This is a genomic window from Bacillus sp. 22475, from assembly GCF_052044835.1.
GTDB classification, from domain to species: domain Bacteria; phylum Bacillota; class Bacilli; order Bacillales; family Bacillaceae_G; genus Bacillus_A; species Bacillus_A cereus.
Window position 1 is genome coordinate 1 of record NZ_JBQENW010000013.1, and the last position, 15,414, is coordinate 15,414.

Genomic DNA, 15,414 nt, shown 5'->3' on the forward strand with positions numbered 1-15,414 from the left:
TTCTAGCCGCTGGAGCTGGATATCAATTAAAAGCGGAAGCGGCTCGCTCAGAATCGCAGGGCATTGGAGCTCTCGACCTTGAAGCGCTTTTTGCTTCGAGCGAGAGAGCGAAATGACCGGAGATTCTAGCCGCTGGAGCTGGATATTATGTAAAAGCGGAAGCGGCTCGTTTAGAGTCGCTTTTTTATGTAATGGTCGCACTTAACGGTACACGAAATTATATCAACGATTTTTTCATTATATCGATCATTACCCGCAATATATCAGCGATTTGACAAAGGATATCAATTTGCCGACAAATCACGACAATATCAGCGCCCCTCTCCCCTACTTTTATCAATATATTACAATCTCATCTATGTTAAAATATAGGAAACACCCTTTAGCTTTTCCAAATTCATCATTTACTACTTAAATGACGGGAGTGGTTCAGTTGAAAGACTACTTAATTAGAGCATTTTTTGCGTTAATAACAGTTGGGATTCTCTTACTTATAGCTAATATTTTCAATATACGTGTCGAGGTTAAGGACTATGCTTTCCTCGTTGTCGTAGCAATTGGTGGCGGCTGGGGTGGCTGGTACCTGTATAAAAAACAAAGCAAGCAAAATGATAAAGGCATTCCAAAGTAATATGGAATGCCTCTTTTATTGCCTTCTGTAATAAATAATGAAATTCAGACCACTAATACAACCAATCGCAATAAACATACAAAACGATTGTGGATCTCCACCTAGATTATACTCATCAACGATAAATCCGGACATAAACAACGTTATCGCGGAAACACCGATACACAATACCGAGATAAACCAAAGCGAAAATTCATTAATCAACTCTTTCTTCTGTCTCAAAACAATTAGCATAACAAGAATAGACGCTGCTAAAATACTTTTAAAAACCGGACGTAAATATACGAACTCCTCCATCTATTTCTCCTTTCCCCAAAACATTACATCTAAACATTAACATATTTAACCAAATTAAAAACACATGCCATCTTAAATTAAAACGACATGTGTTTCCGTATTTGCTATGATAGTTGCTTCCACTTCGTTCCCAAAATAGGACGCTCATAATTTTGGATTGCATGAATTAGTTTATCTGCTGTCTCAGCTGAAACGATTAACTCTTTATTTGATGGATTCATAAATCCTTCTTCTGCTGCACATTCAACCATTTGCAAAATTGGTCCGTAAAAACCTTTTATGTTTAATAAACCAACTGGCTTATTATGTATACCAATTTGCGACCAACATACAACTTCAAATAGTTCTTCAAACGTTCCGTATCCGCCTGGAAGCGCAATAAAAGCATCCGCAAGCTCTGCCATTTTCGCTTTACGTTCGTGCATTGTTTCTACTTCAATTAATTCTGTTAATCCTGTATGCACAATCTCTCCTCGAAATAGACCGCGCGGCATAACACCTGTTACACGTCCACCTAAACGAAGAACTTCGTTTGCTACTTCTCCCATTAATCCGACACATGAACCACCGTATACGAGCTCATAGTCGTTCTCAACAAACATTTTACCTAATTGAATTGCCTGCTCTTTGAATTCTGGTCTCTCCCCTAAATTAGAACCTGCAAACACACAAATCTTTCTCATCCCTACACCCCGAAACTATATATTGTTATGATACAATGAACATTGTACAACATATTGAGGAGATGAGGAAGAAATGGATATCGTTGCATTCCAAAGATGGGTTGAGGAATTTTACGAAAAACGAAGCTGGTCACAGTATAATGCCTTTATTCGCTTAAATTTCTTAACCGAGGAAGTTGGGGAAGTTTCACGAGTCGTTCGCGCTATTGAAATCGGCCGCGATCGCCCTGATGAAGATGCGAAAACAGAAGAAGAGCTAAAACAAGAACTAAAAGAAGAACTTGGCGATGTACTATCTAACCTTATTATTCTTTCGCAAAAATATGATTTAGACTTACAAGATATTATGGACGCACACGTCACAAAGCTTTCGAAAAGGTTCGAAGTATCTAAATGAGAATATTATCAATTATGGTATAATATTCTTGTCACAATACTAAGGGGGATTTTATGTTATCAAAAAAATTGCACGACGCATTAAATGAACAAATGAACTTTGAATTTTACTCTGCCCATGCTTATATGGCAATGGCTGCTTACTGTACAGCTGAGAGCTATGATGGATTCGCTAACTTTTTCCTTGTACAAGCTGAAGAAGAACGTTTCCACGCAATGAAGCTTTACAACTATATTAATGACCGCGGAGAGCGCGCTATTATTACTGGATTTGATAATCCGAATAACGAATACAAATCTGTATTAAACGCTTTTGAAGTCGCACTTGAGCACGAGCGTGAAGTAACGAAACGTATTTACAACTTATCTGATATCGCTTGGGACGAGCGTGAACATGCAACAATTACATTCTTAAAATGGTTCGTTGACGAACAAGTTGAAGAAGAAGCTTCATTCGATAGCATCATCCAAAAACTAAAACGTATTACAAGCGATTCAAACGCACTATTTATGCTAGATGCTGAATTAGAGAAACGTACATTTACGCCTCCAGCTGAGTAATATTTCAATCACCTTAATACATGTATTAAGGTGATTTTTTTGATTGCTCTCTATCTTAAAATCACCTTAAATTTCCTCATATTTGACATAGTGCCAGATATAAAATGGTATTATTTTCAATATAAAAACGAATATACGAGGAGAGGAAAAATGAATCAACGTGTAGAAGCTGTTGATGCAATTCGTGGTTTCGCTTTGTTTGGCATTTTACTAGTCAATATGACATTAATTCAATTTGGTTTCTTCACCAGTGAAAAACCAACTTATCTATTTGGCGATCTTGATAAAGGTGCTAATTGGTTTATTCAATTTTTCGGCACACATAACTTTATATCCCTATTTTCTTTTCTATTTGGGCTTAGCATTATTTTGTTACAAAAAAGTATTATCGCAAAAGGAAAAAAATTCTTCCCCACATACATAAGACGTATTATCATTCTTTTACTACTCGGCTACATTCATGGCACTTTTGTTTGGGAGGGAGATATTTTATTTGCATACGGAATAATCGGGATTTTTTTAATGATATTCATCAATCGAAAACCGAAAACTTTGCTTATTTGGGCGATTATTCTACTCGCACTTACTACACTTATGTCTTATCAAACTGATCCATCTACAAATATAAATGATTTCGCACCTTATACTGAAAAAGAACATAAAGTCCATCAAACTGGAAGCTATATGGATCACGTCAACTTTAGATTGACTGAAAATCCTTTTGATTACATGGGAATTGACGGTGCATTCGGATTATTTTTCATATCAGTTTTCGCAATAATTTTTATGTCTCCACTGTTCCTACTCGGAATGTATGTAGGGAAAAAAGGCTGGCTATTTGAGGTCAGTAAACATATACCTGCTGTCAAAAAAATATGGTTTGCCACCGGTCTCTTCTCTTTTACAATTAAAATCTTAGCTATGTTCATAAAACACCCGGTTTTAATTATGTTACAAGATGGCCTTACACCAGTAACTATGACCTTCTTTTACGGAAGCACAATCATTTTATTATTCCATTACAAAAAAGCAACCCGTCTACTAACATACATGGCGAACATGGGGAAAATGTCCGTTAGTAATTACTTAGCGCAATCTATTATCGCAACAACCATTTTTTACGCATATGGATTTGGCTTATACGGGAAAATCGGCTATTTCTTCGGTATTCTTTTAACCATCGGAATTTATACGATTCAATTATTCGTTAGCTCCAGAAATACCGAATGGGGCCAGTGGAATATGTCTGGAGACTGGGAACTTATTTAGAGAAACCACGTTTTAAAAGAGACTTGGATAAAGCAAGTTAAACAAAAAAAGCAATGAGCCTACGCTCATTGCTTTTCTTGATTTATTAAAGCATAACCCCAACGATAATCGCTGATAATATACTTACTAACGTTGCACCGTATACAAGTTTTAAACCGAATGATGATACAACGTTTGCTTGTTTGCCATCGATACTCTTCGTTGCACCTGCGATAATTCCGATAGATGAGAAGTTCGCAAATGATACAAGGAAGATAGATAAAATACCTACTGTACGAGCTGATAAATCGCCAGCTACTTTTCCAAGGTCAAGCATTGCAACGAATTCGTTCGTTACTAATTTTGTTGCCATAATTTGTCCTGCTTGTAACATCTCTGATGTTGGAATACCCATTACGAATGCTAATGGTGAGAAGATATATCCTAAAATGCTTTGGAATGTGATTCCGAAAATTGAATCGAATACACCATTAATTGCTGTAATTAATGCCACGAAACCGATTAACATCGCCGCTACTGTTACAGCGATTGAGAAACCAAGCATAATATATTCGCCTAACATTTCAAAGAATGTTTGTTTCTTGTCTTCTTGTAATTCTAAAATATCGTCTTCTTCTTTTACTTCATATGGATTAATGATATGAACGATAATGAATCCACTGAATAAGTTTAATACAAGTGCTGTTACTACATATTTTGGATCAATCATTTTCATATAAGAACCGACAATTGACATCGATACTGTAGACATTGAAGATGCACAAAGTGTGTATAAACGATTTTTCGGTAATTTGCTTAGTTGATCTTTTACTGTAATGAATACTTCCCCTTGACCAACGATTGCAGCTGCTACCGCATTATATGATTCTAGTTTTCCTAAACCGTTAACTTTACTTAATAGGAAACCGACTGCACGAATGATAATCGGTAAAACTTTAATATGTTGCAGAATCCCGATTAATACTGCTAAGAAAATAATCGGTAATAATACTGTTAAGAAGAATGGTGCTTGTCCATCGTTTGCTAGACCACCAAATACGAAATTAACCCCAGCTTCCGCAAATTTTAAAATAGAACCAAATCCATCTGCGATCCCTTTTACTAATACAAATCCGACCTTTGTATTTAGTAAGAAATACGCAAGTACCAATTGAATAACAAGCATAAGTGCAATTGGTTTATATTTAATCTTCTTACGATCTGAACTGATAAGGAAACCTAGTACAAACACTACAAGTAAACCGACTAGAAACATTACTATTTTCATATGTGAATCCCCCACTTCTCCCACGAATTATTGGTCGTATAACGTATAACGAATGACGTCTGACCATTGTTGTTAAAAAAATTTAAAACCCCTAAAACTATTCAACTGTCATCTAAAATCAGTAAGCGTTTACATAAATTGCAATTTATAAAAGGTAGCTTCTTCTCTCCTACCATACTTGAAAGTCTGAAATTGATACCACCTACAAATCAAATTGTAAGCGTTATCTAGGTGAAATGCAATATAAATTTTAAAAGATTTTTATATGTTAATATATTCCTAATTAATTGGTTTTTTCATGCAAATTTACCATAAAAAAATAGCCCTAGCTATGAGCTAGAGCCATCCTTTTTTTATAACATAACACCAACGATAATCGCTGATAGAATACTTACTAATGTCGCACCGTACACAAGGCGTAAACCGAATGATGATACAACATTTGATTGATTTTCATCGATACCTTTCGTTGCACCTGCGATAATTCCGATAGATGAGAAGTTCGCAAATGATACAAGGAATACAGAAAGAATACCAACTGTACGAGCCGATAAATCACCAGCTACTTTACCAAGATCAAGCATCGCAACAAACTCGTTTGATACTAATTTTGTTGCCATAATTTGTCCCGCTGTTACCATCTCAGCTTGCGGGATACCCATTACGAATGCTAATGGTGAGAAAATATATCCTAAAATAGCTTGGAATGTAATACCGAACATTGAATCAAACAAGCTATTAATTGCTGTAATTAATGCTACGAAACCGAGTAACATAGCTGCTACTGTAATTGCAATCGTGAAACCAAGCATAATGTACTCGCTCAGCATTTCAAAGAATGATTGTTTTTTCTTATTTTCTAATTTCAGTGTATCTTCTTCTTCTGTAATATCGTACGGGTTAATAATATGAATGATAATGAAACCACTAAATAAATTTAATACAAGTGCTGTTACTACATATTTCGGTTCGATCATTTTCATATAAGAACCAACGATTGACATCGACACTGTCGACATAGAAGATGCACATAATGTATATAAACGATGTTTTGGGATTTTACTTAATTGATCTTTTACTGTAATAAATACTTCTGCTTGTCCAACAATGGCAGCTGCTACTGCGTTATATGATTCTAGTTTTCCTAGACCATTTACTTTACTTAACAACGTACCAATAGCACGAATAAATATCGGTAAAATTTTAAAGTGTTGCAGAATTCCGATTAAAACCGCAAAGAATACGATTGGTAATAGCGCTGTTAAGAAGAATGAAACCTCTCCTTTATTAACAAGACCACCAAATACGAAAACGATTCCAGCTTCCGCATATCCAAGAAGTGCGCCAAATCCATCTGAAATTCCTTTTACTAAAATATAACCAACTTGTGTATTTAATAAGAAATAAGATAATACTAGCTGAATAATAAGCATAATTGCGATTGGTTTATACTTAATCTTCTTTCGATCGGCACTTATAAGAAAACCGAGTACAAATACAACGAGTAATCCTACAAGGAACATAACAAACTTCATTAATAAAATCCTCCATTTAACTCTTCATTAACGTTGAACGTCTGACCATTCGAAACAAGAAATAATCCGAACTTTCCATTTCCCCTCCAAAATCTTCAATCGGATAGGAAAGATCATAAAACCTCTTATTTCAAAGGCATTTTCCATTCTAACATAAATTACAACTCATATCCGCACTTTTCTTAAAAAAATACATTTTATTATGAAACATTCATGAATGTTCGTCTTTTTCATTATAAAGCGAAACTTTAATGATCAGGAGTTTCACTTCACATAAATAACTGAACCAACAAAAAATGAGCATCAAGTTTCACTTGATGCTCACCTCATTATACTGCTTTTTCTTTATCAGCTACCGCTGGCTTATCCCAGCACTCTGTATTTTTCAAACCTGGAATAGACTCCGCATAGAATACCGGATCTTTTCCTTGTTTCTTTTGCTTTACGTAATCTGATAATGCCGCAAAAGCATACTTAGAAAGGAATACAATCGCCACTAAGTTAATAACAGCCATAATACCCATGAATAAATCTGCTACATCCCAAACGATTTGAATTGTTGCTACAGAACCTAACATAACCATACCAAGTACAGCAATTCGATAAGCATTTAGTAACACTTTACTTCCATTTAAGAACTCAATATTTGTTTCACCATAGTAGTAGTTACCTACTAATGAACTAAATGCAAACAAGAAGATTGCAACCGCTACAAATATAGACGCCCACGGTCCGATATGTTGGCTTAATGCTTGCTGCGTTAATTGAATTCCATTTAAATCAGCTGCATTATGCACGTCTGATAAAAGAATGATAAATGCTGTACAACTACAAATTAATAATGTATCTGTAAATACCCCTAAAGTTTGAATGAAACCTTGTTTAACTGGGTGCGTTACGTTTGCAGTCGCTGCTGCGTTTGGCGCACTACCCATACCTGCTTCATTTGAGAATAATCCACGTTTTACCCCTAATAAAATCGCAGCTCCTAATCCTCCGCCTACTACTTCTTTAATTCCGAAAGCATGTAAGAAAATTTCTTTAAATACATATGGAATTGCCGTAATGTTTGTTACAACAACGAATAATGCCACTGCTACATAAATAATTGCCATTACTGGAACAATCATTTCAACCGCGCGAGCAATTCGTTTTACTCCGCCGAAAATAATAACTGCAAGTAAACCAGCCATAACAAGACCCACTAATCTGCTATCTGTTTTAAATGCACCATCAAAGGCAGCTGCTACAGTATTAGACTGTACAGCGTTAAAAATCAATCCGAAACTTACTGTTATTAGAACAGAGAACACAACACCTAACCAGCGTTTCTTTAAACCCTTTTCCATATAATACGCTGGGCCCCCACGGAATGCATTCCCATCTTTTACTTTATAAATTTGCGCTAATGTGCTCTCTACAAATGCAGAAGCACCCCCAATTACCGCAATTAACCACATCCAAAATACTGCTCCTGAACCACCTGCTGAGATCGCAATAGCTACACCAGCTAAGTTACCAGTACCTACACGAGAAGCTGTACTCATACAAAACGCTTGGAATGATGATACACCACTCTTCTCTTTTTGTGCCTTCCGCGTTTTCGAACTTGCCCCATCCCCAAGCAATCGAATCATTTCACCGAAGTAACGAACTTGGACAAATTTCACACGAAACGAAAAGTAAAGTCCTAACCCAATTAACATCGCAATAATGATATATGACCAAAGGACATTATTTATATCCCCAATTACCTTAGCTAAAAAATCCATAATTGCATTGCCCCCTCTTCCTAACAATAAGAAAATTATATTCTAAAAACTTTAAGTAATCAAGAACTTTATGTAAGGTTTTATGACATTAGTATGTTAACCATCTTAACATACGTGCTTTTTTTCATAAAAATATAGCTATTACATGCATTTATCCAATACTCAATCATTTATCCTCTTCGACCAGTCATACTTTTAAAATAGTACGTTCCCCATAAATAACGAGAGAAACAAACAAAAAAAGTTATATTGATAATTACCTCTCACCCTTTTCATCATTTACTACAACAAAAAAAGGCGAGCATCGAATTTACCTCGATGCTCACCTTTTCAATTACACTGCTTTTTCTTTATCTGTTACCGCTGACTTATCCCAGCACTCTGTATTCGTTAAACCAGGAATAGAATCTGCACTGAAGACTGGATCTTTCCCTTGTTTCTTTTGCCTTACATAGTCTGCCAATGCTGCATACGCAAATCGGCCAAGAAGTGTAATCGCAATTAAGTTCGTGATTACCATTAGACCCATAAATAAGTCTGCCATATTCCATACAACTTGAAGCGTCGCAACAGAACCGAATAATACCATTCCAACTACCGCAATACGGTAAATTGTTAACCACGTTTTGCTTTGCTTAATAAATTCAATATTTGTTTCACCATAATAGTAGTTTCCTAGAAGTGAACTAAATGCAAATAAGAAAATAATAATCGCTAAGAAACTGCTCGCCCATGGGCCAATTTGTGAACTTAATGCATTTTGTGTTAATTCAATACCTTCTAAATTCGTTGCTTTATACGCACCAGAACACAGTACGATAAATGCTGTTGATGTACATACTAAGAATGTATCTACTAATACTCCAATCGTTTGAATAAAACCTTGTTTTGCTGGATGCGTTACATCAGCTGTTGCTGCCGCGTTCGGCGCACTACCCATACCTGCTTCGTTCGCAAATAATCCGCGCTGAATACCATATTTCATCGCAGCACCGATACCGCCACCTACAGCTGAATCTAAACCGAATGCACCTTTAAAGATTTCCGTAAACACATCTGGTATTAAATAGAAGTTTTTAATGACAACAAAAATCGCTACTGCAATATAAATAAGCGCCATTGGCGGAACAATCATTTCCGACATACGTGCAATACTTTTTACACCACCAAAAATAATAACCCCAACTAATGCAGCTAATACAATACCAACAATATAACGCTCTAAGCCAAATGCATTTTCAAACGCTAATGTTACTGTATTTGCTTGTACTGAGTTGAAAATTAAACCGTAACTAATTGTAATCAGAATAGAGAACCAAATCCCCATCCAACGTTTATTTAAACCTTTTTCCATATAATAAGCAGGACCACCACGGAAGCCACTGCCATCTTTTATTTTATAAATTTGCGCAAGCGTACTTTCTACGAAACTTGAAGACGCACCGATAATCGCAATAACCCACATCCAAAATACAGCCCCAGGTCCTCCCATAGAAATAGCTAACGCTACACCAGCTAAGTTCCCGATACCAATACGAGCTGCAGAACTCATACAAAATGCTTGGAACGATGATACGCTGCCCTTTTTACGTGTCTTGCCAGTTAGTCCATCACTCATTAAACGAATCATTTCCCCTAAATGAGTAAGTTGTACGAATTTTAATTTAATAGAAAAATAAAGCCCTAAACCAATTAACATTGCAATAAGAATATATGACCAAAGAATCGTATTCGTTGATGAAACGAATTGTTCCAAAATATTCATACAATTAACCCCTCCTTTTCTCCATAAAACGAATTATATTTAAAAAACATTCAAAAATCAACATTTTTCGACAATTTGCAATTTCCAAATATTAGCCAAGCGCGAAGTAACAATATCTTTATGACTCTCCTCCCTCTAACTGTGCATACTAAAACAAAAAATAAATCTACAAACTACCCCATTGACAAAAACACCAACCTGTAACTATAATGATTACAACAGGCTGTAACAAACCTAATTACAATACATTCATTCACTTTCAGATATACAATTTAACAAAACACTTTGGAGGGATTTATTATGAAAATCGGAATTATCGGAGCAACTGGTAAAGCAGGAAGTCGTATTTTAAAAGAAGCATTAGATCGTGGACATGAAGTAACTGCAATCGTAAGAAACGCTGCAAAAATTACAGAAGAAAACGTAAAAGTTTTAGAAAAAGACGTATTTTCTCTTACATCTAACGACCTACAAGCATTCGACGTAGTTGTAAATGCATTTGGCGCTCCAGCAGGACAAGAACACCTTCACGTAGATGCAGGAAACGTACTAATTGAAGCTATGAAAGGTGCACCTAATACAAAATTACTTGTAGTTGGTGGCGCTGGAAGCTTATTTGTAGACGAAGAGAAAACAACACGTGTATTTGAGACACCAGGTTTCCCTGGCGAATACCTTGCAACAGCTCAAAACCAAGGTAAAAACTTAGAAATCCTGCAACAAACAAACGATATTACTTGGACATTCATCAGCCCTTCTGCACTATTTGCATTAGGAAAACGCACAGGTTCTTATACAACTGGCAAAGACAACCTGCTTGTTAACTCAAAAGGTGATAGCTACGTAAGTTACGAAGACTTCGCTGTTGCAGCACTTGATGAAATCGAAAATCCAAAACATCTAAACGAACGCTTCACAGTTGTTTCTGAAGCTGAATAATAAAAAAGCTCGTAAAACATAATGTTTTACGAGCTTTTTCTTATTATCGTACTTGCTCTAAGCCATTTTGAGTAATCTTAAAGGATATTTCTTCACCCTTCATTGCACCCTCTTTTTTATCTAGCACATTCTTTTTGTACCAATTCAAACGACTCGGTTCCGCATGGTATACTTTCAACACGTCTCCATACTCAAATGCTGTTCCATTTACTTGCCCAGCAAAATTCTTTGAAGTCTCTTGTCCTTCTGCCGTTACATGCTTTTTCTCATTTCCATTTTGATCATAAATCGTAAGGCCTATATACTGTTCATTTACAAAGCGATAATGAATCTCATCATTTGTAAATGTTGCATATAATTTCTTTTCAGCGTAGTTTAACGTAACAATTGAACGTGTTACATTAGACACACCTTGATATACTATGCTATCCCCATACGTTACTTCCACGGGCACTTCCGTCACTTTCTTATTTCCAAAACGATCTTTTGTTTCTACTTTTACTTTTTGTTCACCAATTTTTGTCGTATTCGGTTTTTCTACAAAACCAATTACTTCTCCATCTTTCACTTGAACAAAGTCTTTCGCATCTAATTTTTCAGCGTCCGTTCCGATTACTACTTTTTGTGGGACTGCTGTTACTTCTTGTTGCGCTTCCATTCTCTCGAAACCATGCTCTGTCACTTTAAAGATTACTTCATGAACACCGTACTCTGTATTCACTAGTTCATTCTTTTTATACACTTTAAATCTATCAAACTCTTTTTGGTATACCTTTACCATATCCCCATATTCAAACGCCATTCCGTTGAATTGTTCTGCAAATCCTTTTGTATTCTCAGATGCTTTTACTGATAGAGCTTTCTTCTCTTTTCCATCTTTATCGTATACAGTCATCCCCATATACTTCTCATCTGCAAATGACGTATGCATTGGACTTTCTGAATCTGTTGTACTGAATTTCTTTTCTTCATGTTTTAACGTGACAACTGACTTAATATTACTTTCATCATCCCATGTACCGAAGAACATAATACTATCTCCGTAAATCACTTCTAACGGTACTTCCGTCACTTTCTTGTACCCAAAACGATCTTTCGTTTCTACTTTTACTTTTTGTTCACCGATTTTTGTCGTATTCGGTTTTTCTACAAACCCAATTACTTCTCCATCTTTCACTTGAACAAAGTTTTTCGCTTCTAATTTTTCAGCGTCTGTTCCAATTGTCACTTTTTGTGGATTTACTATTACTGTTTGCTCAGATTCCAATCTTTCAAATCCGTTTTCAGTAATTTTGAAAAGCAGTTCCTTTATCTCTTTATTTTTCCCTTCTCCCTCATATACACCTTTTTGATACCAATATAAGCGAGAAGATTCTGCATGATACACTTTCACCACATCTCCATATTCAAATGCTAACCCATTTACTTCCTTGGCAAAAGCTTCTGTATTCTCCAAGCCTTTTACCTCTATATTTTTCTTCTCTTTTCCCTCTTTATTGTACAAGGTGAATTCAAAATACTTCTCATCTCCAAAGTAATCATGGATCAAATTACTCGTATCTGTCGCACTCATTTTCTTTGTATCATGATGTAACGTTATAATTGATTTCATATCGTCAGTGCCATAGCTTAATCCGTATACAAGTAGGCTATCTCCATACGTTACTGTTAGAGCTACTTCCGTCACTTTCTTATTCCCAAAACGATCTTTCGTTTCTACTTTTACTTTTTGTTCACCGATTTTTGTTGTATCCGGTTTTTCTACAAATCCGAGTACTTCTCCATCTTTCACCTGAACAAAGTCTTTCGCTTCTAATTTTTCAGCGTCTGTTCCGATTACTACTTTTTGTGGTACTGCTGTTACTTCTTGCTGGGCTTCCATTCTCTCAAAGCCCTTTTCTGTTACTTTAAATAATAATTCTTTCTCTACCTTCGCCTTACCTTGTCCGATAAAGTCATTATTTTGATACCAATTAAAGCGATCTGATTCAGCGTGATACACTTTTACTACATCACCATACTCGAACTCTAATTCATTAATTGATTTCGCGAATTCTTCCGCATTTTCAACACCTTTTACTGTTGCTTTCTTTTTCTCATTTCCATTCTGGTCTAGTAATGAGAATTCAAAATACGTGTCTTCTTTAAAATAATAGTGCACTGGATTTGAATCAGCTATCGCACTAAACTTTTTCTGATCATGTTGCAGTGTTACAATTGATTTAATATTAGTATCATAATTGAGCCCTTTGAATACTAAGCTATCACCATAACTAACATTTGCTACAACCGGAATTAAATTCTTATTACCTTTTTCATCTATAATTTCTACTTTTACAGTTTTTTCTCCAACTTCAGACTTGCCTTGTTTAATCACACCTGTTGTTTTTACACCTTCCCCTAAATTCTGGACAAGTTCTTTTGCTTTTTTCTCATTATATGTAGTACCGATTACTACACTTTGGATTTTTTCATTATTTGGCTCGCCATATGGAACTTTATATAACTCAATTTGTTTTTCACGAATTGGATTGCTATCTGTAGATAACCAAATTTCTTTTTCTAATTTTGGTAAATTTAATTTTTCAATCTTTTCTCTCGTAGCATCATTTGCAATTAATCCCCATTTATCAAAGAAAGGAATTAAATTTTGTCCTGCCACTTTTGACGTCATATAAATAAATATCTGCTTTTTCTCTTCATCAGATTTAGGCAATTCTGTATCATGTAACAAACGATACATTTGATGTAAATTCGGATAGAATTGATCCCCATAAGCTAAATATAACTGCCAAAACATAACTAATTTCTCAAATACATCCATCTTCTCTTGTGCATCTGGTTTACCTAAATAAGCAAATGCAGCTTCATAGCGCCCCTCTTGCTCTAACCTTGTTTTATGCCCTAATGTAGTTTGAACTGCCAAAGAATAAATATTAACGGTTACTTCTCCAAGTCCATCCCATAACCAAGTGTCCTGTTGATGTTGATGTCCCACTTCATGCCAAGGCCCCCATCCATCATTAGTTAACTCTTCTAGATTTAGTACTGATTTTAAATTCCCTTTACTATAAGCTGTTCGATAATAAGTCGCATACATATAATTATCCGTATACCAGTCTTCAACAAAATGAATGGAATGTTTACCTTGATTCGCAACACCAGCACCATCTTTTGATAAACCTGATATCTTATGTTCTATATTAATTATTTCATCGTGTTTCTTTAATAACGCAGCTGGATCTTCTTGCTTCAAATGTTCCGCCACAGTTTCAGGATGCATAGTTAATAAACTATTTTCTCCCTTCATTTCTATTGCATATGGATCAGGATTCTCTGCCAACATACGCTTCCAATCTTTTGTCGTATGCTTACCTAAAATAAATAAAGGATTTGGTGTACCGCCTTTTTTCACTTTAGCGACTACTTCTCCTGTGTTGTGATAATTATAAAAATATAATAGCCCCCCATTTGAAGAAGAAATTTTATTCTCACCAGGATTTAAATTGAATTGTTTAGGTTCTTCTTTTTCATAAGAATATGTACCAATATAAGCTTTAATCTGTTGAGTCCCTTCTACTTGAATAACTACTTCTTCACCTGGCTTTACATAAATGCCCGTTGGCTCATAAGGAGAAAAACTCATTCGACGCTGATGCAACTCACGCATCCCTTCTACATCACCTTTTGGCAGTAATTGATACACTCGCTCTTCTTGCTGTTTCTCTTTATCTTCAATCGTCATCTCTGCATACACCTTAGGTAATTCAAGTCCATATGGCGTTAATAACGTAGCTAAACAAATACCAGCTACTAATACCCTACTCTTTTTCTTCTTTAACATAATCTGTGTCCCCTGTTCCTTTATTTAGAGAAACTATCCTGTATATCCATTTAATAAAAAATCCTATTATCTTTATAAAAACATTTAATGAATAGACTAACACCTCGCGCACCTGTATCTATTACTACCGCATTTCTCTCCATGTATTCGCTTTCTTACATTGTAAAATTTTTATGTAATATGTCCTCCTCACTTCTCTCTATTTGTGCTGAGTTCTCTTCGTACATAAAAAGAGAATAGTAAAAGATATCATTTAGTATTGTCATCTATACATCTAAAAATAAAAATAGCAACAGAATCTTACATTTTCTTCATATATGACCATCTATAGGTAGTTTTTCCAACTGAATTTTACACGCTTTACACTTTGTTTGATAGCCTCTCTAATTAGAATAATGTTACAATTTCGTGAATAAAATCTATTTATTTTAACGTTTAGATTTTGTTACATTTTA

The 15,414-nt window shown here is 35.4% G+C and carries 11 protein-coding genes and 1 pseudogene; 5 read left to right on the forward strand and 7 right to left on the reverse strand.

Annotation, left to right across the window (positions count from 1 at the left end; genetic code table 11):
• The first annotated feature begins 433 nt into the window (after window positions 1-433).
• On the forward strand, window positions 434-631 hold the full coding sequence (locus ACTJJY_RS19560) for a hypothetical protein (protein WP_113302765.1): 198 nt from the start codon (window positions 434-436) through the stop codon (window positions 629-631).
• 15 nt (window positions 632-646) lie between these two features.
• On the opposite strand, the gene ACTJJY_RS19565 is transcribed toward ACTJJY_RS19560, so the two are convergent.
• Both ACTJJY_RS19565 and ACTJJY_RS19570 read right to left on the reverse strand, forming a co-directional pair.
• Complete coding sequence (locus ACTJJY_RS19565) at window positions 647-928, reverse strand: hypothetical protein (RefSeq protein WP_000390910.1); 282 nt, start codon at window positions 926-928, stop codon at window positions 647-649.
• 104 nt (window positions 929-1,032) lie between these two features.
• A complete protein-coding gene (locus ACTJJY_RS19570; protein WP_440606374.1) occupies window positions 1,033-1,596 on the reverse strand; it encodes a TIGR00730 family Rossman fold protein in 564 nt (187 codons plus the stop codon).
• Window positions 1,597-1,684: 88 nt separating this feature from the next.
• Between ACTJJY_RS19570 and ACTJJY_RS19575 the strand changes: the two genes are divergently transcribed.
• From ACTJJY_RS19575 to ACTJJY_RS19585, 3 genes and pseudogenes are all read left to right on the forward strand, one after another.
• A complete protein-coding gene (locus ACTJJY_RS19575; RefSeq protein WP_000355749.1) occupies window positions 1,685-2,008 on the forward strand; it encodes a MazG nucleotide pyrophosphohydrolase domain-containing protein in 324 nt (107 codons plus the stop codon).
• A gap of 53 nt (window positions 2,009-2,061) precedes the next feature.
• Window positions 2,062-2,568 (forward strand): ferritin, encoded by a 507-nt coding sequence (locus ACTJJY_RS19580; RefSeq protein ID WP_000949404.1) that lies wholly within the window; start codon window positions 2,062-2,064, stop codon window positions 2,566-2,568.
• A gap of 150 nt (window positions 2,569-2,718) precedes the next feature.
• A pseudogene (locus ACTJJY_RS19585) lies at window positions 2,719-3,878 on the forward strand (DUF418 domain-containing protein).
• Between the two features lie 44 nt (window positions 3,879-3,922).
• Here the strand turns inward: ACTJJY_RS19585 and ACTJJY_RS19590 are convergent.
• The 4 genes from ACTJJY_RS19590 to ACTJJY_RS19605 all read right to left on the reverse strand — a co-directional run bounded on the left by ACTJJY_RS19590 (window position 3,923) and on the right by ACTJJY_RS19605 (window position 10,176).
• Window positions 3,923-5,104 carry a NupC/NupG family nucleoside CNT transporter gene (locus ACTJJY_RS19590; protein WP_000706853.1) on the reverse strand — a complete coding sequence of 394 codons (1,182 nt, stop codon included), beginning with the start codon at window positions 5,102-5,104 and terminating at the stop codon, window positions 3,923-3,925.
• Window positions 5,105-5,457: 353 nt separating this feature from the next.
• Window positions 5,458-6,639, reverse strand: a complete 1,182-nt coding sequence (locus tag ACTJJY_RS19595) for a NupC/NupG family nucleoside CNT transporter (protein WP_000673845.1) — start codon at window positions 6,637-6,639, stop codon at window positions 5,458-5,460.
• A 329-nt stretch (window positions 6,640-6,968) separates the two neighbouring features.
• Window positions 6,969-8,411, reverse strand: coding sequence for an alanine/glycine:cation symporter family protein (locus ACTJJY_RS19600; protein ID WP_440606335.1), 1,443 nt, complete (start codon window positions 8,409-8,411; stop codon window positions 6,969-6,971).
• A gap of 334 nt (window positions 8,412-8,745) precedes the next feature.
• Window positions 8,746-10,176, reverse strand: coding sequence for an alanine/glycine:cation symporter family protein (locus ACTJJY_RS19605; protein WP_016079792.1), 1,431 nt, complete (start codon window positions 10,174-10,176; stop codon window positions 8,746-8,748).
• A gap of 300 nt (window positions 10,177-10,476) precedes the next feature.
• On the opposite strand from ACTJJY_RS19605, the gene ACTJJY_RS19610 reads away from it, so the two are divergent.
• On the forward strand, window positions 10,477-11,115 hold the full coding sequence (locus ACTJJY_RS19610) for an NAD(P)-dependent oxidoreductase (protein WP_440606336.1): 639 nt from the start codon (window positions 10,477-10,479) through the stop codon (window positions 11,113-11,115).
• A 43-nt stretch (window positions 11,116-11,158) separates the two neighbouring features.
• On the opposite strand, the gene ACTJJY_RS19615 is transcribed toward ACTJJY_RS19610, so the two are convergent.
• A complete protein-coding gene (locus ACTJJY_RS19615) occupies window positions 11,159-14,959 on the reverse strand; it encodes a putative mucin/carbohydrate-binding domain-containing protein (RefSeq protein ID WP_440606337.1) in 3,801 nt (1,266 codons plus the stop codon).
• Between the last annotated feature and the right edge of the window lie 455 nt (window positions 14,960-15,414).